We start from the raw sequence: 25032 nt of genomic DNA, 5'->3' as shown, positions 1-25032 counted from the left end.
CCCTATGAGGAAAAAACCGATTGAAGCAATTCTGTTTTTCCAATATTTTTCACAAACACGTTCTTGAATCCTGACCCATAGTCGATTGATAGCTGGGTAACATAGAAGTTATCCAAAACAGAACACAGCCCTCAACCTTTTTTACAAACTAAAAAATCGGCAGGAAACTGTCTTGTAGAAGCATAACGATACCTTACTATCAAATCCTCATCGAGCAGAGCAGTAGAACAAGAATAACCTGCATTTAAGATCTGTTGAATTTCTCGAGCAATAGATTTAGGTAACTGCTCAACTATAACTATGACATCAGGCTTCGCTGCTGATGCGATTTTTCTAGCTACGAACTCTAGCGTCTCTTCTGAATCCGGAAAGTGCATAAACAACATAGGTGTGTGTATTTGAGCAGGAGTTGTAAAATACATCCAAGGTTGCGGCCCCAATACAATAATTGTTTTGTCCTGTTTGACTGAACCCAACTGTTCTATTACTTTTGAAGCCAGCTCATTCTTTTCCGGTGTTGTCAATATCCCTTGAAAAACAGGCGCATTCTCTATCTGACTTGTAAGTTTCCATACGGGGCTTTCTCTATAAGGATGTAGTAGAGCGCTAACAATAATAAAAATAGGCAAGCACAACAAAATAAAATCAAGAAGATGAAACTTACCTTTTTCCCTGAGAATATTATTATGCGCCAAACAACCTATACCAATTAACGTTGGTAATACAGCACCAGCACCAAGACCAAAATTAAACATCCCATTACCGCTAGTAATAGAATAAGACAAGCTAAACAACAAACCTGCACTGATAAGCCTAACGATATATATACGCAATTTCTCATCAGTAAGAAGAATGGCGGAAGATATCATCGCAAAAAGAAATAGGTACTTAATAAAAACGGCCGTATGCAAATAAATAGATGATTTAAACAACAACACAGAAAAAGCAGACAAACCTAAAAACCAAAAAATATAATTATCTTTAATAGAGAAAATTATATTTACCACAAAACCTCTCAACCACGACCAATAAATTAGAGCAAAGGAAAAAACCGTAACAAAAATCACAAAAAACAATTGTAATAAATTATCCCACCTGAGTATTTTCGTACCTACCTCAAACGATCTTGTAAATTCAACAGATTCCAAAAGATGTTTATAACTATCTATAAACCCAAGACCGAACATTAACCAAATAACAAAAACAGTAAGCAGGAGCGAAGTTCCTCCCGTAAAGACAAGCTGTTTAATTTCTTTTCTGATCAATAAATCAACTGAAATCAATATTGCACCAGCAACAGCTAACACTGGGTACACAAAAAATAATGCTGTAAGCAATACAGCTTGAATGATTGAATTTGAATTACTTTTTTCTAGCTCATACCATGAAATAACTAAAAAAATACACAGAATAATACTTACAGAATTATAATGCAGAGACATTATACTTGAATGAGGGATACAAATAACCATAGCTGCAGACAGAAGTGCCGCAACTTTATTTTCACCTACACGACAAACACTACGATAGACAGCCAATGCTGCCATCAAAATCAAAGACGCCAGAAGAAACCGGTTAAATAAAACAAAGTAAGTCCAATCAGGAAAAATGTAATGATACATTTTCAACAATGGGTAAATAAAGAAGTAGCCTAGCTGCTGTAGAAAGTAATCCGATTTAAAAAAAGCCTCATTCTCTGCAAGTGATATCATTTCACCTATATGCTGCATTTCATCAGTAAAATCCAGAGAGAAAAAAACCCTTACGAACAAAAACAAAATCGCAACAAAGAGCAAACAGTGTGCGTACATAGGAACCAAAGGACTCAGTAATCTCAAAATCGCATCATTTATCTTCAAAAAAAACATTTATCAAGGTTCCGAAAATTTAAGACTTAGTTTTAAATCTGCCAATTATTTTTGTTAGTTTACGCAGATAATAAGGAAAGACCCCCACCCCGTTATAGCGATAACGGCCATAGCAACTTATACAATACTTATCGTCACATTTAATAAGACCAGGATTATTTTTAAGCACTCTCAGCATGATGTCATAAGATTTCCTTGCATCGACCAGTGCACTTAAGCTCCGTCCAACTTGACCAACAGACACAGCATTATTAGCCAAATGATAACCCCAAGTTTTATGGACTCCTCGAGTGCATCCACCAATTTCTCTTACAATATATGAAGTTTTTTCACCATCATCATTTAAGTAAGCCGTTTCTAAGAAACCAGATAAAGGATGCGTCAGTGTGTGCCCCAAAATTTCTTGGGCATAGTGAAATGGCATTGGGCAGTTTTTTTCATCAACTGTTCCTAACATCAGATTTTTCCCCCCCAATTCTATAACCTTTGAATAGGGGTAATAAGCGGATGCTCCAGGCCCATGCTTGGCTACTACTTCTTGAGCATATTTACCTAAAGCTATACAAGAGGTTGCAGGATGCAGGCTCCGAATTGCACCATCTGATTTGCTAATATATGCATTTGCTAAGCTCCCTGAACTACTAATTGAATCCTGCGTATAGATAAATTCATTTTTCTTAATAAACCTTAAAACAGAAGGGCTATATGTCGGAATCACTATCGTCCCATCAGGCCCAAGGATATCCTGAAAGATATCCATCCAATCTTGCATAGTTTGCTGAGGAGACTCATTATAGTAGCCAACTCGCATAAGGTCAGATGACACAAACACCACATCACCACAGCCCAAACCAAGGTTCTTTATCTGCTCTTTAATTGTGGCTTTATTTATTCTGCCCACAAGTTTTACTCTCCAAAACTAAGCATTGAACTAGGATAAAAACGAACTGTTAACTTGCTACTTAACAACAATAATTCTAAAGCCCCGATAGGGAGAAATTGCTCTCCCATCGAGCAACTGCAAACAAACGCCAAAAACTTGCATCATCAATTTGATAATCATGTTTCTTCAGACTTTCAAGCTTAACAAGCTCTTGAAGTATTTCTGAGCCCTCGATCGTTTTTATCATGTTATTTCGGTGATTTGACATCCAAGTTCTTTGTGGCGCTGCAAATCCAATCTTATTCTTTCTCCAAACGATATCTTCGGGTAAATGATCTTTAATTGCTTCACGTAATATATATTTTGTCCAACCATCTCTAATTTTATGACTAACTGGCAGATTGCAACCTAATTCCACAATCCTATGATCAAGAATTGGTAATCGAGTCTCAACTGAAAAACGCATAGCATTTTTGTCTTCAAACCTTAATAAGGGCGGTAGATTGCTGGTCTCTACCTCATATTTCTGAAGATCAAATACCGACTTAGCAGCCTTTGCATAATTCCGAACTTCAGCAATACTATCAGGTACATTTCGCAGAAAATCGCTCCTCCTTTTAATTCTCTGCTCCCTAATAAAGTAGTTACTAAAATAGATTGCATATTTAAGAAAAGGCATCAAAGACATAACTGAATTATTTTTTGTCATATGGTTTAATTCATGAAGAACCTTACCAAATTCACATGTCCGTAATAGCTGGCGAAAGTAAGGTATATAGTATCTTTCATAACCCATTAACACCTCATCTCCGCCCTGACCATCTAAGAGCACCCGCACTCCATTTTTAGCTGCTTCTTGCATCACACAATACTGCATAACAATTGAAGCTGACCCAAAAGGCTCCTCTTGAGCTACAAACACATCATCAATATACTCAGAAAAACCCTCGTAATCAGGCGTAGTTTTTATCCACTCTAACCCTTTAAAATTCACTACCGAAGCAGCATATGGCGTTTCATCGTTTTTAGCTTCAGTTGAACACGCGGTAATCGCTTTGAAAGGCTGTGTAGAATTGGGAGAATGAAATTCAGATGCTAAAGCAGCAATGGAGGAACTATCTAATCCACCACTAAGGCAAGTTCCAACCGAAACATCCGATCGCATCCGCATTTTCACTGAATCCTTCAAGATTTCATAGAAATACTCTTTTGACTCAGTAAAAGAAGAGGACAATATTTCTTTGTGATAGGCAATTTCATAGTAACGCGCTATAGAAAACTTGTGCGAGCTTAAATCATATATTAGATTATGACCCGCAGGTAATTTATGCACTCCACTAAAAAAACTATTTCTAGGATCATCCCCCGTTACACCAAGCAAAAAACGGCTTATCAAATCGGAGTTACCTTTAACTCTATCCATTTCAGGTAAGAGCTGCCTTATTTCCGACCCAAAAACAAAACCATAAGAAGTATTTGCGTAATAAAATGGCTTTTCACCAAAGCGATCCCGAGAACAAAATAAGATATTTTTTTCTCGATCAAAAATTGAAAAGGCCCACATTCCATTCAATTTTGATACGCAATTTTCACCCCACTCATCATATGCTTGCAGCAAAACCTCTGTATCAGATTCAGTTTTAAAGCATCTTCCTTTTTTTTCTAATTCCCTTCGAAGTTCAATGTAATTGTATATCTCGCCGTTATATACAATCGTCAACCTTTTGCTTATATCAGTCATCGGCTGGGCGCCATGATCAGTCAAATCTATTATTGCAAGTCTTCTGTGTCCTAATGCAACATCTCCTTCCAGTAAAATTCCTTCACCGTCTGGACCACGATGCTTTACAGCATCTAACATCTGTCGAATCACATTATCGTGGTTGTAATCTTTTTTTAGTCTAACAATGCCTGCAATGCCGCACATATTTATTCGTACTCATCCAAACCAAACAAGGAATTTCACTACACTCTCTATCCAAACTATGCATCAGCATGCAGAGAAACACTTCAGTCTTCTTTATAAGCTCGCTTTAGGCCCGAAATAAAGGCCTCATCTATATCAATAATAAAATCACCATCTAAACCAAAAGGACCTTTAAACCTCTCAACTTCATAACCGCCCCGAGGCACTTCACTATTAGGAGGAATATATAGACAAGCACCCGCTCCATATCCGGAGGTTATCCGCATACAGTGCTTAGATGGCAATTGTTCAATAACAGTTACCCATTCAGACAGTAATTCACCATTAGTAATTTCTAAAGATACAGATTTATCAAACTGCAGCACATGGATATCCATTCCGAGCCCCCCCTTCGTTCTTTCATTAAAAATGGGGGGCGTAGTAACCGCCTTGTAGGAAACAGTAAAATCACTTACTGGATATTGGTTCGAAATTACAGTGCACTCAACGACTTGGTTTGCTAAATCTTCACCCCATTCGGCATACCCTTTCTCATCTACTGGACGCAGTGCGGAATGAAAAGGAAGCATACGGATGAGTCTCTCCTTAGATGTCATATCCAAGAATCGTTTAGGTTTACAATTTGGAATAGCGGAGCCTGCGAGTCCCGGCAAAAAGATAGAGATACAATCATCACCGTATCTAGCCTTTATTTTCTGCCTTACCACACCTGGAAAGTCAGGTGAAATAGCATTGCGATCATGATGAAAGACTGGATGAGCACCAAAACACCATATACATGCTTTTACTTCTCCATCTGAATTAAGGAAGCTCAACGCTTTAATTTCATTATCGACCACGCCTGTGAAATTTGAAGCCATAGCAATCTGTCGAGACAGCCTAAACTTTCCTCTTTTTAGAGCTGAATAATCAAGCATCAACGTTTTTTTTCTTCGATTAACATTTAAAGAGGTTTGTTTTGAGGCATAGTTAAAACGAACTATGCCACTGTAATTGCATTGACTCTTTATTGCCTTTACAACAACATCAATAACCCTCTGCTGCCAATCTTCATCAACTACGCCTAAGCTGCTTACTGAATTAGCTAGCGCTGGTGCACTATGAGTATGAGAAGCAACCAAAACTATAGAAATGGAATCCCCTAATTTATCCTGCAATTTTTGCTTAAAACCAGAATCAATAAAAAGGACATCAAATGCTCCTAACAGAAGGGTCTCATCATTCTCTAAATTGATACTTAGAAAAGAAGCAAGCAACCCCCCCCCTTTACCATTCCATTTCCTCGGAGGGTAAAAACCAGCCAAATCTACTTCATTATTCGGTAGCGGTAACTCAACCTCAAAGAAATTCATCTTATGATCCATAATCATATCTTCTGTTAGCAGGCAAACATTTTAGAGGAGAATGGATTCGAACGACGCGAAAATATAAAACTAGCTGCTAAATCAATCACATACATTACCGCAGCTTGAATCGTTAACAATAATAAAAAGTCATAAAATGATAGGGCAAATAGATCTGAAATATAAATGACTAGGAGCGTTGTAATCACTCTAAGGACGTGCCAGCTTGGACCATACCACCACGCGTTAACAATCAAACCTGAACGATCGAAAGGAACGGATAAAAAGGATAGAGCTGCAGCAAATACATAGTATTGTGCGACAATTCCTGCAGCACTCCAAGATTCCCCAAAGATAAGAGGGTAAAGATAACCGCCAAAAAAGAAAACAACAGAAAAGCCTGGTAAAGCTATAAGAAACAGTAGCTTAAAATTCTTTATCATTAATTGGTTGAAACTATTATTCTGAGCAAAGCTACTTGCTGCTCGCTGATAGAAAACCTGGCCCACAGCATTACCCAGTAACCTAGTAGGCAAAGCAAGTGTAGCTAACACCAATGAAAAGTAACCCACGTAATCATTGCCCCACTCATTTGCCATATACCATAATGGGGCCATGGAGGTAATCGCTAAAAGACCATGAGAAACAATTAAGGATCCTAGAAGCCTCTGAAGGCTCAACCTTTTAATTCTTCTAACCCCTAAAATCGCACCCGACCAAATAGTCTTGTTAATTGATTGGATCGAAGACCAAAAGGTTAATGTTTTAAAAAAGAAACCAACTCCAACAGCAATACCAAGCACAACACCTGGCCCACTCAAAAAGCCTCCAACAATAGCAAACAAACTATTAGTCACTCTATTCACAACTTCCGAAAGCCCTGAGAGTTTAAAATTAGCTGATCGCTGACTTAACTGTTGCACGCCTTGAGAAAGAACAGTTAGAAATGCAACGATTGGTAGAAGAGGAGCCCACATTCGGTATTCATCTGGTATCAAATCAAACTGAAGTAAGGCATATACCATTATTAGGAGAGTAAGGCATGAAATCACTCCAAACCCAAAAATGAATGACGCTAACTCACGGGCATGACGATCTCTTTTTGGTAACATGACAACATGTTCAACGCGGAAAGAGATTATGATTGTTGCAAAAGCTAATGCCTGTACAAAAATATTCAATACACCAACTTCACTGGGCGTAAATAACCGAGTGACAATTGGTAATGACATTATATTCACCGCTTGAGCAATAATATTGCCAGAGCTTTGCCATTTAATATTTTTCAGATAATCTTTATCGAGCGAAAACACTTGTAACCCCTAATCCTAGCTTCGCTCTTGCGATTCAGCCGAAATAATAAAATAGTCATGATTCAATTTCTGTAGGCAAGATTGATTGTACATTGTATTTTTTGCACATCAAAAGAATCTCTTCGTAGAGATTTTGTGTGTTCGGGAATTCATCGTTATCAAATCTGCCTGGGTGAAATAACAATGTAAAAGTTCCGCCAACAACACTCAAATGCGAGATCATTTCCTCTAACTCATTTACCGCAAACTTACCGTACTTATCACCGATGCACGAATCCATTGCTATCAACGGAACGCTCGTTAAACTGAGTTGTTGCTGTGATTCTCTATTAAAGATTTTGTATGGCCCAGCAATTCCAGCTCTGTAACCTACATGGTCTGGATACCCAAGACTTTCATCGTACCTGACTCCCATGTCATCCCAAAACTGGAATGATGAATTTGGATCCATTCTCAAATAGTGAGCCCGACCACAGGTCACCTTTTTTCCAATCATACTTTCAATAGTACTCATTTGAGATTGAAACGCACCTGAATCCAAATGAGTATCGTAATTATAATGAATACCAACATCCCAACCCTGTGGTATTTCGGCAAGGTATTTAGCTATATGCGCATCAGAAGTACGTGCTCCAAAGCGACCTTTTTTTCCACACAATACATACTGCGAAGAACGGAATCCAAGTTCTCGTTCCACTTCAAGCATTCCTAGCAAATCATCCATGAAAGACTTTCGCGGAGATCGTATATTTTTAACGATATATTTTAACTGAAAGAAATCTGGTGCTTTAAATTTTGCCAGTGGCTTCAGCATTCGCCCTACGCGAGACAATTGGGTCCAAAAATCATCGCCTCTCAACTGATCAAGGTCATGAGAAATGCATAACTTTACAGGCTTAACAATCTCCTCCCTACTGAGATTTATACCTTGTATTTGCAAACAAAGATCAACGATTGCAGCTACTGCGTTATTAAAAATGGGGATAGACAAGAGCTCATAAGGTAATCGGGGAGACATTTCAGCAATAAAACGCCCATGCTTATCCCTACAGTTATCATCACGCTCTTCTTCGAGGGTCAATAAGTTAAAGATAATCCCAGCTAAATCCCAAGAGGCAAGATACGCTCCATGACCATTGGAATACCATAGAGCGTTTGGATCTCCATGATTTGCCCAAGACTTCGGAGTAGGTAGACGCCCCCAAATAGTCAAAGTGGTACCGTAAAACGTCACTTCATTCGTTTCAAATGTAGGTATTACATCGTCAATATCTAACAATGGAATAACAATGGTACCTGGCTCGAAGCTAGCACCATTAGCTATTTCCGACCATTTAGCCCATACAATATTGGCTTTACAAAACGCTTCAACCGCTCGATTTGTATAGTGCAATTTAATATGTCTATTAAACACGCACTTCAAATAGTCTACTTCTGCAGCTGATAAAATCGGGGAAGTTTTGTTCATTGGAAATATAAGCCTATATAATTCAATCAAAGAAGCTTTTCATAAAACCTTAATAGCTTTCTTTCCTCTTCGCCCCAGTTATAAATTTTTTCTGCTGCTTTTCTACCATTTAGCCCCATTTCTAATGCTCTGCTAGGGTTATTCACAAAGAAATCTATTGCATCAGCTATTGCTTGAGGATCTAAAGGATCTACTACGATACCGCAGTCGTATTCCTCAATAATTTCTCGCAGTACAGGGAAATCTGATGCGATAACAGGTACTCCGGCTCCCATATACTCAAACATTTTGACCGGCAGAGCATCAATATAATTTGGCAAGGGTTTTAAAGTTACTATTCCGGCCAAGGTACCTCTGAGCACTTCACTGACTTCTTGCCGACCAACCCAACCATGAAACTTCACTTTACCCCAACTAAAATGACTTCTAGCCCTATTCTCCATCTCTGCTTGAGGAAACATTCCAACCAAATCAAGTTCTGCTCCCGTTTGACAGATTTGTAACGCATCCAGAAGCTCTATAATCCCGCGGCTATCTCCTATATTTCCTACATAAGCGATACCAGATCTCATTACATCGGGATTCTGCCTCCCCTCAAATTCAGATAACTTAGGGAAATTACAAATATCGACAGCATTTGGATTAACTTTCGACAATTTATCTCTTATAAATGGGGTTGCGCCAACAATTCCATGCACTCTTGCACATAAAAAATTAATAACGAACTCTAGTACCCATGAGATTTTCTTTCGAGTTTTTTCTGTTAAATATGGTTTTCCTAAAAACTGAACTGGCACATCTTCATGCGAATCAAAAACAAACTTTGATTTACTAAATAACTTGAGGAATGGGACTAGCAAAAGCAGCTCAGGATCATGAAGATGATAAATTTTAGCTTTCAGTTTCATCGCTCTCTTATATACACCAATAGGGCCAAAAATCATCCGAAGTAAACGATGCCGAAACCGCTTAGTTCCATAGATATTTAGACCGTTTAAATTTTCCTCTCCGTCACCATCAGCTACGACATAGCCCACTGAATATCCTGCCTCAATAGCAGAGCGAGCCATTTTAACCCCTATACGAGTATCATTCCTCTTATGGGCTGAAGCTAAGTGGCATATATCTACGTTCTGATCGACTTCTAAATTATTCATATTTATTCCATAAATATCATTAGGCATTTTCAGCCCTAAGGTCAGTCGTATTACTTTCGGCAATACAGCTAAATCTAAGCTAGTTATCTATAAAAACTTACGCTATACCTCTGACTGCCTATTTAAATACTCGTATCTAATAGCTTGAGCTACCACACCAAAAAACAAAGGAAACCATATAGTAAATGCTGATTTAACAAATAATATCTGCGGCACTATCGCTGCACCTAGAAGTAATGCAAAACACCATATTGGCTCTTTTCTCTTTGATTTCAATACGTTTTTAAACGCCTGAAGAGCACAAAACACAACCAAAACAGTTATAAGAAGCATTCCAGGTAAACCTAATGCTACCCAAGCAGACAAAAGCGAATGTGAATAAGCGCCACCATCTAACGCCCCTACAAGAAAATGGCTTCCATACCCTCCCCATAGCGGCTCATTCAAAATAGTCTCAATAGCATAAAGGGTATAAGCGCTTCTTGAATTCCACGATGCATCACTAGATAGTGACAGCATATTCAGCATTCTAGATCCATCCAAGGAAACGAGAATATCTTGTAGGTAGTATCCTCCACCCAGGATCAATAAAAAGGATAAACCTAACAAGAAAAAAGCATATCTTCTGTCTATAGAAGCGACCACAAGCTCAAAAGCCCCTACACCTAGAAGAAACCCGACTAACTCTGACCGAGCTCCAATAAAAAACAGTGCCGTTGCCGACAAAAAGGTAATAATTAGACGCGTATAATTACAATGAATAAGAGATATCAACAGCAGAGAAACCAACATTAATGATCTTGACAAACCCTGATAAGAGGCGACACCTTCTATAAATTTTGCTGACAGAGTGTTATGCAAAGTCAAAGTTTCGGGGTGTACATTTGACAAGGTAAACAAAACCATGAAAAACCAGAAGAAATACAACATATAAAAGCTTCTATCTTTAAACTTAACAAACAAAAGAAGCCCAATAAAAAAATTCACTGTTTGTAAAACAATCGACTTTAAAATTTGAACTGATGCATCAAAAACATACCATTCAGTCAGTGAATAAAGATTCCAAAGCACCCAAACCCCAGCCCAAGCAACATACAGAAAAAACAATTTATCAACCAAGTTATAAGAAAAACTATTTCCTTTATTCCCTAAAGTAAATCTAAAAAAATACAAAACCAACAATAAAACTGAAACGGGACCATAAAACCCTTTCAAAACCACAACAAGAAAATCAGGTAAAAAATCTAGAGCTAAGAAAACATGGTAGAAAAAGAAAGCAGGGTACAGTAAAAAAAAACCAATATTACCCAAGCCCTTATCTAATCTAGATAAGTTAACAAAGTTCCCTTTCATATAACTTAAAATAAACACATCAGGCCTTATTTTTCACTAAAGAAGCTTTCTTATAAGTTTTTTAATTAGATTAGGCACTTCCCTAAAGTAAAACCACACAGCCCCAATACCATTATATCTATATCTTCCATAACAACTAATGCAAGAGCGATTATCACATTTCATCAAGTGGGGAGTTTCTTTCATCAGCTTAGTCAATATTTCTGTAGACTTCTGTGCATTCACTAAAGCACTAACACTGCGACCAACTTGGCCAAACTTAACTGCATTTTTAGCTAAATGGTAACCCCAAGCTTTATGCACCCCACCTGTACAGCCACCAAGCTGACGCTGAATGTATTTTTTCTTCTTGCCATTTTCATCTATATAAGTTGTTTCTAGGAGACCACTAAAAGGATGGCTTGTAGTGTGCCCCAGTTTTTCTTGCACGTGATGGTAAGTAAAAGGAGAATTTCTTTCATCTACTATCCCAAGCATTAAGTTCTTCCCCCCCAATTCCACTACCTTTTCATACGGCATATATTTAGGGTATTCTGGACCGTCAAAAGCAGAAATCACCTGACTATGAAAGCCATTCGAAGTACAACTATTTGTCGGGTGCTTACCTCTGATCGCTCCCGGACAAAAATTGAGATAGGCTTTAGCTAAACTACCTGAATTACTCGGAGTATCGGCGGTAAAAACAAAATCATACTTCTGAACAAACCTTAGATATGAAGGACTATATGTTGGCACAACAATAGTGCCTTTCTCCCCAAGAAGAACATCAAAGATTTCTACCCAATCTTTTAATGTTTGGTCAGCATTACTATTAAAATATCCAACTCGCATCAGATCCGCAGCTACAAATAGAGTATCTCCTTCTTTCACCCCTAATTCTTTCAGCTGCTTAATAATCTTTTCCTTAGTAATACCACGCATCTTATTTAACCATTATATTTTAAAACTTGGAGTGATAGAGAAAACCTGTCGATCTTACCGAGCGTTAATACTAGAGCCTATAAACTATCCTTCGTAACTCTATATAAATGGCTACAGTATTTTACTTTAAATAACAGTTTTAAAACCTACATTTTCTCGAGCACATCCAACAAACTATGAGCAACGAACTCTACTTGCTCCTCAGAAAGATACGGATACATAGGTAAACTCAGAACATGATGGGCAAGGTAATCAGAGTTAGGCAGCTGCTTACTATCATCACTTACAGCTGGTTGACGACTAATAGGGATAGGGTAATGAACTGCGGTTGGTATATCTCGCTGCTTAAGTTCAGTTTGGATTTTATCACGATTAGAAACCTGAATAGTAAACTGAGCCCATGCACTGACTGATAAACCTTCAATTCGCGGAAGCTCTATGCCAGCCCCCTGCAAAAAGGATCTATATTTGGCAGCAACATTATTTCGCAGCTGAATCTCGTCAGATAGAATTGCTAGTTTGGGTTTTAATATTGCCGCCTGCAAAGTATCTAACCGGCTATTAACACCCACTCTGATATGATGGTAACGCCTATCCTGCCCATGCCGAGCTATTTGCTTGATTATTGTTGCCAATGCTTCGTCATTGGTAAAGATCGCTCCACCATCACCATAACAACCTAAAGGCTTACTCGGAAAGAAACTAGTCGTAGCAATGGTAGTTAAATTACAAGACATCTTATCTTTATAAGACGCGCCAAAGCTTTGCGCTGCATCCTCAATTACCGGAACATTGTGCTTTTTAGCAATCTGATTGATTGCATCCATATCAGCGCATTGCCCATAGAGGGAAACAGGAATAATTGCTTTTGTTTTAGGCGTAATTGCTTGTTCCAAAACAGAAGGATCTAGATTACAAGTTATTGGATCAACATCAACATATACAGGCTTGGCACCTAACAAAGCCACTGTTTCTGCTGTAGCTATATAAGTAAAACCTGGAGTAATAACTTCATCGCCAGGGCCCACGCCTAGTGCCATTTGAGCTATCTGAAGAGCATCTGTACCATTTGCACAAGAAATACAGTATTTGCTCCCAGTAAAAGCAGCCAATTGCTCTTCAAGTTCATAAACTTCAGGGCCTAAAATATACTGACCATGCGATAATACAGTTTTAATTCCTGTATCAATTTCTTCCTTAATACGAGCTTGCTGTGCTGCTAGATCTATAAATTGCATTATACCACTTTAACTAGTTGACTATTGATTAACTTATAAACACTTCCTGTATTAGCACAAACACATTCGCCAGTACCAGTTACAGGCAGTTCTAGTTGTTCACCAAATTCACTCATCCAACCAATCTGCTTAGCTGGTACACCGACCATCAAAGCATACGAAGGAACATCCTGGTTCACAACGGCACCCGCACCGATAAAAGCATACTCACCAATAGTCACCCCACAAACAACTGTACAGTTCGCACCTAAAGTAGCTCCTTTACGTACAATAGTATTTAGATACTGATCTTTTCTTTCTATCAAGGAGCGAGGGTTGTATACATTTGTAAAAACCATACTAGGCCCACAAAAGACCCCTTCTTCAAGATGAACATTGTCGTAAACAGAAACATTATTCTGAATCTTACAGTGATCACCAATTACTACTTTATTACCAACAAATACGTTTTGACCTAAAGAGACCCCTTTACCAATTTCAGCACCTGCACATACATGAACAAAGTGCCAAACTCGTGAGCCAGCACCTATTTTAGCTCCCTTATCGACAATAGCACTATCATGCTGAAAGTAATCAGTCATGATCAAAGCACTCTTTGCAACAGAGGGTGCGGATTTTCAGGCTGTAGGGTCAAGTTACTGATTCGGATATTTTCAACTGTCTCAATTGCAGCACGATTTTCTTCGACACCATATCCCTGACCTTCCAGTACTCTCTGATAGCTTTGAGTATGAAGATCTGTAAAACCGCCAGAGAATTCCAACTCTTCACCTTCTATAGCAATACTACGATAGGTGAGTTTTTCTCCCTGTATGGCGTTATCCGGAAGGTGTGAGGCATCGATCGATAAAAACCAACGAACTCGGGCTTTTTCATATTCTAAATAACCTGAGCAAGTTTTCTCATCACGATAGTGAACCTCATTATTAAGTAAATCACCGAAAATAAAGTGCAACATATCGTAGAAATGAACGCCAATATTGGTAGCAACACCGCCCGACTTTTCATCAAAGCCTTTCCAAGATTTGAGGTACCACTTACCACGCGAAGTAAGATATGTCAGATCAACATCAAATTTCTTACCTTTGGGAGCAGACCTTACTTTCTCTCGTAGTTTTAAGATAGATGGATGGAGGCGTAATTGCAGTATGGAGTTAACTTTGGCCCCATATTCTTGTTCGTAACGAGTCAGAACTTCAAGATCAGTAGCATTCAGCACTAATGGTTTTTCACAAATAACATCAATACCATTTTGCAACGCAAACTTCATATGCGGCAAATGCAGATAATTTGGCGAGCAAATCGCAATATAATCGAGATTTTTCCCTTGAATTTTTAAATCTTCGATATAAGCAGAAAATTGTTCAAATTCAGTAAAGAATTCTGCTTCAGGGAAATGGCTATCCATGATTCCAACCGAATCATTGATATCCATCGCAACTACTAAATCATGACCTGTTTCTTTTATTGCCCTAAGGTGGCGAGGAGCGATATAACCAGCCGCACCAATCAAACCAAATCTTTTCATCAACTACACCTTAACCTATTAAAGTCGAATATCTGATGCTTCTTTATCAAGAACATACTTCACGTCATAAAGGACATGTTTTTCTTTGCCATAAGCCCTAACCTTAGCCTCGCCCCACTCTTTATATTCAGAATGATCTACGGCTAAAACGATAGCATCATAAGTAGCACATTCAGGCTGAGTAATTAAGTTGATCCCATATTCAGCTTTGACCTCATCTGCATCAGCCCAGTTATCACAAACATCCACTTGCATATTGAAGCTCTCAAGCTCAGTTATGATATCGATAATTTTAGTATTTCGAACATCAGGACAATCCCCTTTGAAAGTAAAGCCTAATACCAAAACACGAGCCTCATCGATGTGGATTTTCTTACGGCTAACCGCCTTTACTAATTCTGTAGCTACGTAAGTCCCCATACCATCATTAATTCTTCGTCCAGCAAGAATAACTTCTGGCTGATAGCCAACTTCTTTAGCCTTATGAGTTAAATAATACGGGTCAACGCTAATACAGTGCCCACCAACTAGGCCCGGTTTAAATGGTAAGAAATTCCACTTTGTACCAGCGGCGTCTAACACTTCTTGAGTATCTATATCTAAGCGATTAAATATTTTTGCAAACTCGTTAATGATTGCAATATTCAAATCACGTTGGGTATTCTCGATTACTTTTGCAGCTTCAGCTACTTTAATGGAACTTGCTTTATGCGTCCCCGCTGTAATTATCGATGCATAAAGCTGGTCGACCAATTCAGCTACTTCATCAGTAGAACCCGATGTAATTTTTTTAATTTTCGTAAGCGTATTAACCTTATCACCAGGATTGATTCTTTCAGGGCTATATCCCGCGTAGAAATCTTTATTAAAAGTTAACCCACTACCGCGCTCGATAATTGGAATGCAAACTTCTTCAGTAGCCCCTGGATAGACTGTAGATTCAAAAATAATGATATCGCCAACAGAAATAATCTGGGACAACATTTCCGATGATTTTCGCAAAGGGCTTAAGTCTGGAGCGTTATTATCATCAATAGGTGTAGGAACAGTTACGATGTAAATATTGGATCCCTTTAGATCGTCCAAACTGTCTGAATAAGATAAATGAACAGCCTCTTTCAGTTCTAGATCCGAAACCTCTAAGGTGGAATCATGGCCTTCCAACAGTTCATCAATACGCCCTCGATTGATATCAAACCCTAGCACAGATCTCGTTTTTCCAAACTCAACCGCCAGAGGAAGCCCAACATAGCCAAGACCTATAATAGCGATTTTTGCTTCGCTCAGATTCATTTATCTTCCTTTCGCTTACTTATTTCAGAGACCAAATAGTCACAGTTTGTTCAACCCAGAATAAAGCAACTATAATTCAGTAACTTACAGCAACCAACAAACAGCCGCATTATTCTTAATAGCTTCCATTCATCATGCTTTAGAAAACCGTAATTTTACCGAGGGCTTAGCCTAATATCTATGGGTAATTAGGACTTAATATTGTCGAAGATCACAACCAAGTTAACTTGCTCTACGAACCAAGAAGTAGACAATATATCGCCGTAACTAACATGAAATTCATGAGATATCAGGATCAGCTTTGAAAATTTCGAATGCCATAATTGATTGGAAAGCCAAATCACCTCACTCGAATCAGTATGAAGATATCTACTTCAACCCCGAAGAAGGAATAGAAGAAAGCCTTTATACATTTCTAGAGACAAACATGATTGGTGGTTTATTCTCTAAAATTCGTCAGCAAAATATCATAATTGCCGAAACAGGTTTTGGAACAGGACTTAACTTTCTACTTACTGCCTCTCTGTGGTTACAAAACTCACCACAAAAATCGAAATTAAAATACATATCTGTAGAAAAGTTCCCTCTATCAAGTTCCGATCTACAGAAAGCATTAGAGCAATGGCCTGAGTTTAAAGAGTTATCCCAAGCCATATTAAAACAATATCCCCTCCCGCAAGCGGGATTTCACACATTTAAAATTAATCATAGCAATATTGAGCTATTACTCATGTTCGGCGACGCTGCTGAATCTTACTCACGTTTAAACGCCAAAGTAGATGCATGGTACCTAGACGGTTTTGCCCCCTCTAAAAACCCAGATATGTGGTCACCTGCTTTGTTCCGAGAGATGGCCCGTTTAAGCAAGCCAGATACAACCTTTTCTACCTTTACTGCGGCAGGCATTGTTAAACGTGGCTTAAGGGATGTAGGTTTTGATGTGCGTAAACAGAAAGGGTTTGGGCGCAAGCGCGAAATGCTAGTCGGTACTTTTGTTGAGAACAAAGCTCCTAAAGCGATTGATAAGCCGTGGTTTGAACTACCAGCATCTAAAAAGCCAGAAGAGGTCATGATTGTTGGTGGCGGCCTTTCAGGTTGCTCTACTGCGCGAGCCTTAGCCGAGCGAGGCGTTAAAGTTACGCTGATCGAACAAGAAAATCAGTTAGCGACTGGAGGGTCTGGTAATCCGCAAGGTGCTTTATACGCCAAGCTTCCAGTCAAACAAACAACTCAGGGCGAGCTACATCTAAGCGGTTTTCTATACAGCGTTAATATGCTCAAGCGTATAGACCCGGAAGAATCCTTTTGGTCTCAATGCGGGGTAATGCAGCTTGCAACGAGCGATAAAGAACTCGCTCGTCAAAACAACCTAATAGAACAAGAAACTTACCCACAAGAGCTTGTTTCTCTTAAAAGCGCTGAGGAATTATCTGAGATCGCTAACACAGCCGTTAATTTTGATGGCTTATTTTTCCCTTCTGCTGGTTGGGTTTCGCCACGAGCGTTGTGCGATCATTTTGTCGATCACCCAAATATCTCGGTAGTACAACAGCAAGTAGAAGAATTATCTTTTGCAGAAGGTCATTGGCGGCTAGCGACACAAAGCGGAGAGTTCTTATCGGCTAGCCATCTTATTATCTGTAACGCTGAGATGGCTAACCAGTTTAGTCAAACAGATCATCTCCCTCTTAAAACCATCCGAGGCCAGGTATCCATTACTCAAGCCAAACCAACAAACAATAAGTTAAACAGCGTGGTTTGTGGCGATGGCTATATCTCTCCGGCTCAGAACCAACAGTATTGCTTTGGCGCGACTTATGATCTTCAAGGTAAAGAGCGCAATATCACGCAAGAAGACCATGAATCCAATCTAGAAAAGTTAGGTAAGGTTCTACCCGACATACATGCAGATTTAGCTTCAGAATCTAATGATCTGCAGGGACGCACAGCCTTCCGCTGCAGCACACCAGATTACATGCCCATTGTGGGTCCTGCTCCGGTGCAAGATGAGTTTATTGAAACCTTCGCACAACTAAGAAAAGATCGAAAATGGCGCTTCGAAAATGCAGAAGCAGAGCATCACCCTAATCTCTACGTCAATACAGGCCATGGCTCAAAAGGGTTAATTACCTGCCCAATTTCAGCAGAACTATTAGCCTCGATGATTTGTGATGAGCCACTTCCCCTACCAAAAGATGTCATAGATGCCATCAACCCTGCCCGTTTTATCATTAAGAAGTTGATAAAACAGACGATATAGATAGATATAGCCGGAGTTGCATAATTAGCAACTTCGGCTTTATATTTAATTTATTACTGTTTGGCTGGAGTAGCTATGGCACTTTACGTATACGATCAAGGCTATCGAATACAAACACCTAAAGAGTCTCTCTTTAGGGAGAAAGGTGTTGATTCTCTGAAGCACAGCCGCCATAGCCACCGTAGCGCAGATATGGAAGATCGCCTCCATGCCGACGGTGAGAAATTTGTCATTCCTGGGCCTCACAAAGGCCCAGAAAACAATGACAACGCTAGCCGTGCCTACGCCTCTAATACTGCCGATAGCCATACTGAACCCGACAGCCCGCAGTTAACGGTCTCCAGAATTATGGTTTCACCGGTACATAGTGTTACACCGAGCACTCCTATCAGCAGCACTTGGAAACGGATGGATTCTCTGGAAATCAATCACCTGGTGGTAATGGAAGAGGATCAACGTCCATTAGGGCTTATTCACAAAACAGATCTTATTGCAGCAGGGACAGATTCTATCTCTCCTGTCCGATCTCTATGTACCAAAAAGCTAACGGCAGCGACACCTGAAACTATGGTTCAAGATGTCGCGATGAACTTTATTGAGAATGATATCAACGCCGTTCCCGTTGTTGATGAACAAGACCAAGTCGTTGGCATCGTCTGTAGAACAGACCTTTTGCGCTTACTGGTCAGTGGCCCTCATTTGGAGAGATGGGTTTAGGGCGCTGCGGTGGATGCGATGATAGCTCCTTAGGCTCCTCTTTATTGCCACCAAACAACCCAGCAATAAACCTAAATACTTTTTTCACACCGCGCCAAATCTTTGGAAGCAACCACACCAGTAGCAATATAAAGATCACTAAGCCAGCTAAGAACCAGATTGGGTGGTTAAGCGCTGCCCAAAGGCCACCTAAGACCAAAAGGTCTTCACTAATTGAAGCCGTCCAATTGGTCACTGGCTCAGGCGAGGTATTAATTAATACGCGCCCACCAGCTTTTGCCGCATGACTTCCGGCAGCTAATGTGCCACCAGCCAAAGCTGCGGCTAACTCTACTGCAGGCGTTACGTCACCTACTGCACTGGCAGCCAAAGCAGCGCCCGCAGGAATGCGAACAAAGGTGTGTAATGTATCCCAGCCTGTGTCGACCCCAGGTACTTTATCGGCAAAAAACTCGACAAAATACATAGCACCAGCAGCCATTAAAACGAGTGGATCACTAACAATCTGTAACTCTTCTGGTAAGGCGATATGTCCCATATTATTGAGCATGCCTAACATTAGGACAGTGGCGTATAAGTTAATACCACTTGCCCAACCAACTCCCATCGTCAGTGCTACCAAACTGACAATTTGTTCTAACTGATCCATATAAGTACCTCGCTGATTATCCAAGGCCTTACAGATCGAATAGAAGGCCCAGCGCTACAATGTGTCTTTAGATACTATATTACAAAGCCCTGTACTCTCGCTGAACAAGATAACGACCTGCTCTGATTGCAAGAGAGACTTCACTTGCGCAACTTTATCGGAGAGAGAGCATTCATATTCACCATAGTCAGTACCATCACGGCTGACAAACTCTTCGATCAATGCCGTGAGTGTAACTGGCTCAAGCTCTTGATAGGGGATGATCATAAAGGCGGGGCTACCAGATCTTTAACTTACTAAACCAGCTTGCACCCTGCCAACGATCTTTACATCCGTGCAATTCACGCTGCCACCGATCATATCTTTGCTGAAGACCACGCGCTTGCTGAGTAAGTTCTGGATATTTAGTTGAATCAAAACGGTGATAACCACCGTGACCTAACCGAAGTGCCAAGTAGTGACCTGCTGCATTATCCCAAGCAAGGCCATTACGGCTCACGCTCTGCTGTGTAAACCAACCAACAAAATGAACGGCATCTTCAACCTCTGTAGGCTCTGCATCCCAACGCTCACTTCGAATACGGAATTCATCCCAATCGGCAGCACGAGGCCGTACGTGTTTTTTATCTAGCTCAGTTAAAGGCAGCTCAAGCATAGCCAACGTTAAAGCTATAGGGGTACCGTATTTTTGCTGAACATTAACAGCCGGCTCAATCCAATCATCAGTGTCATCTAACTCATCACAGATCATCAGAACAGGCTTAGTGGCAGTCCCACCAAAGCAACCAGAAAGAAGCAATGAAATGATAAATACACCATAAGCTTTATGATTGAACCGAATTAGCATTACAGATTCACTCCATGCTCAGCTAGAAAGTTAACAAACTCATCTTCATCCATCGTGACGATGTTTAACTCGTTTGCCTTTTTAAGTTTTGAACCAGCACCCGGCCCAGCCACTACACAATCAGTTTTTGCAGAGACACTGCCTGCCACTTTGGCGCCTAAAGCCAACAAGTAATTTTTGGCATCACTCCGCCCCATACGCTCCAACTTACCCGTCAGAACCCATGTTTTACCCTGCAAGACTAACTCATCTTCAGACGGTTTTTCTATCGCGTCCCAAGAAATACCAGCCTCATTAATCAAGGCATCGACAACTTCGCGGTTATGCTCCTGCGCAAAAAACTGCGTAATATGCTTTGCAACGATCGGCCCTACGTCAGGCACATCGATAAGCTCTTCTTCAGATGCTGACATCAAAGTATCCAGCTTGCCAAAGTGATGCGCTAACGCCCGAGCAGTTGCCTCACCTACTTCACGAATACCCAAAGCGTATAGGAAACGCGGCAATTGTGTATTACGGCTGTTGTTAATCGCATTAATCAGATTCTCGGCAGACTTAGGCCCCATCCGCTCAAGCTTAGCGATCTTCGCTTGATCCAATGTAAATAAGCCCGCCGGATTATGTAACATATCCAGATCGACTAGCATTTCGATTAACTTATCACCTAGGCCATCGATATCCATCGCCTTGCGGGATACAAAGTGCTTTAGCGCCTCTTTTCGTTGTGCCGCACAATACAAACCACCCGTACAACGAACAACCGCCTCCCCCTCTTGCCGCTCTACAGCCGAATCGCATACGGGACAAGATTTAGGAAACTCTACTGCTTCCGCTTCGGGTAACCTTCTATCATGTAACACTCGAACTACTTGAGGAATCACATCGCCAGCACGACGAATAATCACCGTATCACCAATCCGTACATCAAGGCGTTCAATCTCATCCATATTGTGTAACGTGGCATTAGAAACCGTCACACCACCCACGAATACTGGCTCTAGGCGAGCCACAGGAGTAACCGCACCTGTACGACCAACCTGGAATTCAATTGCACGAATTGTTGTCATCTCTTCTTGAGCAGGGAATTTATGTGCTATTGCCCAACGCGGCGCGCGTGATACGAAGCCTAACTGCTTTTGCTGCTCAAGGTTATTAACTTTAAAAACGACACCATCGATCTCGTAAGGAAGTGAATCACGCAGTTCAGAGACTCTTTGATAATACGCCATGCAACCATCAACACCATCGACAACTTCTAACAATGGATTGAGTTTAAAGCCCCACTCTTTTAGCTGGGTCAGTATGGCCGCATGCTCAGAAGCCAACTCACCGCCAGAAACAATACCAACACTGTAACTACACATCTCTAGAGGTCGAGATGCGGTAATTTTGGGGTCTAACTGACGTAGACTCCCAGCTGCAGCATTACGTGGATTCACAAATGGCTTCTGTCCCGATGAAGCTGCTCGTTGATTTAACAGTTCGAAACCTGCTTTCGGCATGTAGATTTCACCACGGACTTCTATCCGCTCTGGGTAACCGTTGCCTGTTAGCTTTAAAGGAATCGTAGGAATAGTACGTACATTCAGGGTGATATCTTCTCCCGTCGTACCATCACCACGCGTAGCGCCACGTACAAGCAAACCATTTTCATAGAGTAAACTTACGGCAATACCGTCTAATTTTGGCTCACAAGCATATTGTATAGATCCACCGCCTTGCTGATCTAAACGCTCTACCACTCTACGATTGAACTCTTGCATATCCTCTTCATTGAAGGCGTTATCCAAAGAGAGCATCGGCAGTTCATGTTCAATTTGGCTAAAGGCCGATAGAGGCTGCCCACCCACCCTTTGGGTCGGTGAATCAGATGTTATTAGCTCAGGATTGTCTCTCTCTAACTTTTTCAACTCATGGAAAAGTCGGTCATACTCAGCGTCTGGAACCTCAGGATCATCCAAAACATAGTAAAGATAGTTATGTTGGTTTAGCTGCTCACGCAGAGATTCGATCTGTTCTTGTATAGACACGGTAAGACTCAATCAGGGGTATAGAGAGAAGAAAGCGTGGCTTAACGGCCACGCTTTTTAAGAGTTTTCATTTCAAAGTCGCGAACACGTTGTCGGTAGTGTTCCATCGTCTGGCTTCGAAGTACCGATCGGTTTTCATCCAGCATTTCACCGCCAAGATGCTTCGCTACAGTTTCTGCAGTGGCCAACATACACTCAAAGGCATCCATGACATCTTGCGGTTCTTCCATCGACATAAAGAACATCACCGCTTTTGTCGTAAGTGATTCGGGATTGCCTTGGACGAAGGTACCCGGTGGAAGCGCATTTGCCATACTGAACTGCACAGGGCTAATACCCGAAGCTTTTTCAAAACGATGATAAATATCCATTTCGCCAAAGTTCATACCACAAGCATCAACTATTTTCTGCAATACAGGACCGTTAAACTGCGGCTGCTCTTTCGCAATTACAGAGATCACCAGGACATTCTCAGGATCTGGATCTTTCTCTAGAGGCTTCCGCTGTACACCTGCAGGCGCTATAGCTGGCTCTGGCTCTGGCTCTGGCTCTGGCTCTGGCTCTGGCTCTGGCTCTGGCTCTGGCTGAACATCGGAAATAACTTCAACTTGCTCAACCATAGCATCTGGTTCTGGCGAATATTCTACTTCTTCACGCAGATACTCAGGCTCCATTGTTTTTTCATAACTGGCATCTTTAGTTTCAACCTGAGCCTCTTGAGCCTCATTTGCTGGGACTTTTGAAATAGTCTCTGTAACAGAAAGCTCAGAGCAGTCATTATCTAGCGCCGAACCTAGGGTCAGGTTGGCATATGGGTCCTCTTCCACATGACCAAAATCGAAGCCAGTCTGTGGATCATCCTCAACAGCTGAAGGCGTGTTATTTTCAACACCTTTAAGATCTAGTTGAGGGAAAGGCTCATGCTCCTGTTCGTTTTCATGGATATGCTCTTTTTCATCAAGCTCATCCATTAGAAGCGTTACAGGCTTTTCGAAGTCAATCTCTTGAACGGGTGCAGCGGCTGCGGCAATTACTAGCTCCGGCTCTGGCTCTGGCTCTGGCTCTGGCTCTGGCTCTGGCTCTGGCTCTGGCTCTGGCTCTGGCTCTGGCTCTGGCTCTGGCTCTGGCTCTGGCTCTACAAAGTTCTCGATAGGCTGTTGAATTTCAATAGGCTGTTCTGATTTAAGCTCTTCTTCAACAATTTCTGTTAACTCAAGTTCAGTATCAGACTCATTCTGAAGCGTTTCGTATTCATTGATTTGAGTACTCGTTACTTCAACATCATTCTGCTCTTCAGTATCAACACTTGGAACTTCTTCCACTTCATCAGAAAGCTCAGCATAGTACTGAGACTCTTGCTCTGCTTCCTGAACAATCTCAACTTCCGATTCTGGCTGCACAGTTTCTTGGACTGCTTCAGGTTCTAACTCGACTATCGACCGCTCTTGTAGAATTTCATCTTCATAATATGGAGCAGTAGGGTCTTCGATTTCAGCAGTATTCTGCTCAAAATCGCCATCCGCAGTAACCACGGGAACCTTTTCCTCTGTAACTTCCTGATACGACTGAAGTTCTGGTTCTGGTTCTGGTTCTGGCTCTGGCTCTGGTTCTGGTTCTGGTTCTGGTTCTGGTTCTGGAATAGTTTGTTCTATTACGCGAGCAGGGCCCAATACCCCTTCATCCATAGCATAACCGGACAGCTCAGGTTTTGTTTCTTCTGCTTCTTTTGGAAGTGGTTCATCCATTACCGGGATGTCATCAACAGTTAGCGTCGGCTCTACGGCAACCTTACGCGCACTACCAACAATACCGTCATCAATATCTAGATTATCATCCCAAACCGGCGCTGTAGGCTCTACTTTTTTAACAGTATTTTCTTCTGCTAGCGGCTGAATTTCTTGTGCTTCCATCGCACTAGCATCAAAAGAGTTTGGGGTTTCTTGCGGGGGAGAATCACCGTCTAAATTTGGACGGTGATTAGAGAAAAGTGGGTCATCATCTAACGCGACCTTGCGGGCACCACCTGACGGCAACTCTGGATTAAATGAGTCATCGCACTCTGGAACATCAACAAAGTTTTTGTCGATGTTCATCTTTAGGCGATTACGCCCAATTTGCATACGACGCCAACCATCCAAAACAATCAGTAGGATTAAAACAACCCCACCGATTATTAACCATTCACGCAGAGTGATTTCCATGTGCTTAGTCGCGACCTTATCTTAAAAAAACGGTAA

The 25032-nt window shown here is 40.9% G+C and carries 20 protein-coding genes; 2 read left to right on the top strand and 18 right to left on the bottom strand.

All coding sequences use genetic code 11. The annotated features are described in order from the left end of the window. Window positions 1–131: 131 nt before the first annotated feature. The 13 genes from ACMXYV_RS02845 to tviB form a co-directional block, all read right to left on the bottom strand. Window positions 132–1868 (bottom strand): hypothetical protein, encoded by a 1737-nt coding sequence (locus tag ACMXYV_RS02845; protein ID WP_415890275.1) that lies wholly within the window; start codon window positions 1866–1868, stop codon window positions 132–134. Window positions 1869–1887: 19 nt separating this feature from the next. Continuing rightward, window positions 1888–2769 carry an AAC(3) family N-acetyltransferase gene (locus tag ACMXYV_RS02840; protein WP_415890274.1) on the bottom strand — a complete coding sequence of 294 codons (882 nt, stop codon included), beginning with the start codon at window positions 2767–2769 and terminating at the stop codon, window positions 1888–1890. A 76-nt stretch (window positions 2770–2845) separates the two neighbouring features. After that, entirely contained in the window at window positions 2846–4678 is a 1833-nt protein-coding gene (asnB, locus tag ACMXYV_RS02835; protein ID WP_415890273.1) for an asparagine synthase (glutamine-hydrolyzing), read from the bottom strand. Between the two features lie 83 nt (window positions 4679–4761). Next, window positions 4762–6042, bottom strand: a complete 1281-nt coding sequence (locus tag ACMXYV_RS02830; protein WP_415890272.1) for a hypothetical protein — start codon at window positions 6040–6042, stop codon at window positions 4762–4764. A 14-nt stretch (window positions 6043–6056) separates the two neighbouring features. After that, window positions 6057–7334 carry a lipopolysaccharide biosynthesis protein gene (locus ACMXYV_RS02825; protein WP_415890271.1) on the bottom strand — a complete coding sequence of 426 codons (1278 nt, stop codon included), beginning with the start codon at window positions 7332–7334 and terminating at the stop codon, window positions 6057–6059. Window positions 7335–7389: 55 nt separating this feature from the next. After that, complete coding sequence (locus tag ACMXYV_RS02820) at window positions 7390–8802, bottom strand: DUF7033 domain-containing protein (RefSeq protein ID WP_415890270.1); 1413 nt, start codon at window positions 8800–8802, stop codon at window positions 7390–7392. Window positions 8803–8828: 26 nt separating this feature from the next. Then, on the bottom strand, window positions 8829–9986 hold the full coding sequence (locus tag ACMXYV_RS02815; protein WP_415890269.1) for a glycosyltransferase family 4 protein: 1158 nt from the start codon (window positions 9984–9986) through the stop codon (window positions 8829–8831). Window positions 9987–10061: 75 nt separating this feature from the next. Continuing rightward, window positions 10062–11330 (bottom strand): hypothetical protein, encoded by a 1269-nt coding sequence (locus ACMXYV_RS02810; RefSeq protein WP_415890268.1) that lies wholly within the window; start codon window positions 11328–11330, stop codon window positions 10062–10064. Window positions 11331–11348: 18 nt separating this feature from the next. Next, entirely contained in the window at window positions 11349–12233 is an 885-nt protein-coding gene (locus ACMXYV_RS02805; RefSeq protein ID WP_415890267.1) for an AAC(3) family N-acetyltransferase, read from the bottom strand. A gap of 146 nt (window positions 12234–12379) precedes the next feature. Further along, the gene (locus ACMXYV_RS02800) at window positions 12380–13471 is read right to left on the bottom strand and encodes a DegT/DnrJ/EryC1/StrS family aminotransferase (RefSeq protein WP_415890266.1); all 1092 of its coding nucleotides are present in this window, start codon (window positions 13469–13471) and stop codon (window positions 12380–12382) included. Beyond that, entirely contained in the window at window positions 13471–14052 is a 582-nt protein-coding gene (locus tag ACMXYV_RS02795) for an acyltransferase (protein WP_415890265.1), read from the bottom strand. Before ACMXYV_RS02795 ends, ACMXYV_RS02800 begins: the two co-directional genes overlap by 1 nt. Before the next feature lie 2 nt (window positions 14053–14054). Further along, complete coding sequence (locus ACMXYV_RS02790) at window positions 14055–14999, bottom strand: Gfo/Idh/MocA family protein (protein WP_415890264.1); 945 nt, start codon at window positions 14997–14999, stop codon at window positions 14055–14057. A gap of 18 nt (window positions 15000–15017) precedes the next feature. Continuing rightward, window positions 15018–16292: a Vi polysaccharide biosynthesis UDP-N-acetylglucosamine C-6 dehydrogenase TviB gene (gene tviB, locus ACMXYV_RS02785; RefSeq protein ID WP_415890263.1), complete on the bottom strand. Its 1275-nt coding sequence runs from the start codon at window positions 16290–16292 to the stop codon at window positions 15018–15020. A gap of 301 nt (window positions 16293–16593) precedes the next feature. Between tviB and mnmC the strand changes: the two genes are divergently transcribed. Together mnmC and ACMXYV_RS02775 are read left to right on the top strand one after the other, a co-directional pair. After that, complete coding sequence (gene mnmC / locus ACMXYV_RS02780; RefSeq protein WP_415890262.1) at window positions 16594–18552, top strand: bifunctional tRNA (5-methylaminomethyl-2-thiouridine)(34)-methyltransferase MnmD/FAD-dependent 5-carboxymethylaminomethyl-2-thiouridine(34) oxidoreductase MnmC; 1959 nt, start codon at window positions 16594–16596, stop codon at window positions 18550–18552. Window positions 18553–18627: 75 nt separating this feature from the next. Continuing rightward, entirely contained in the window at window positions 18628–19269 is a 642-nt protein-coding gene (locus ACMXYV_RS02775; protein WP_415890261.1) for an HPP family protein, read from the top strand. On the opposite strand, the gene ACMXYV_RS02770 is transcribed toward ACMXYV_RS02775, so the two are convergent. From ACMXYV_RS02770 to zipA, 5 genes are read right to left on the bottom strand one after another with little or no spacing between them, the layout of a single operon-like run. After that, window positions 19238–19918, bottom strand: a complete 681-nt coding sequence (locus ACMXYV_RS02770) for a DUF4126 domain-containing protein (RefSeq protein WP_415890260.1) — start codon at window positions 19916–19918, stop codon at window positions 19238–19240. The genes ACMXYV_RS02775 and ACMXYV_RS02770 overlap by 32 nt on opposite strands. A 54-nt stretch (window positions 19919–19972) precedes the next feature. Then, entirely contained in the window at window positions 19973–20185 is a 213-nt protein-coding gene (locus ACMXYV_RS02765; RefSeq protein ID WP_415890259.1) for a YheU family protein, read from the bottom strand. Between the two features lie 10 nt (window positions 20186–20195). Beyond that, entirely contained in the window at window positions 20196–20765 is a 570-nt protein-coding gene (locus ACMXYV_RS02760; protein ID WP_415890258.1) for a hypothetical protein, read from the bottom strand. Beyond that, on the bottom strand, window positions 20765–22795 hold the full coding sequence (gene ligA / locus ACMXYV_RS02755) for an NAD-dependent DNA ligase LigA (protein WP_415890257.1): 2031 nt from the start codon (window positions 22793–22795) through the stop codon (window positions 20765–20767). Before ligA ends, ACMXYV_RS02760 begins: the two co-directional genes overlap by 1 nt. A 41-nt stretch (window positions 22796–22836) precedes the next feature. After that, window positions 22837–24996, bottom strand: a complete 2160-nt coding sequence (gene zipA, locus ACMXYV_RS02750; protein ID WP_415890256.1) for a cell division protein ZipA — start codon at window positions 24994–24996, stop codon at window positions 22837–22839. Between the last annotated feature and the right edge of the window lie 36 nt (window positions 24997–25032).

The organism is Neptuniibacter sp. SY11_33 (genome assembly GCF_047778025.1).
GTDB lineage: Bacteria > Pseudomonadota > Gammaproteobacteria > Pseudomonadales > Balneatricaceae > Neptuniibacter.
The sequence above is the reverse complement of the archived record's forward strand: the minus strand, read 5'-3'. Positions and strand labels throughout refer to the sequence as shown.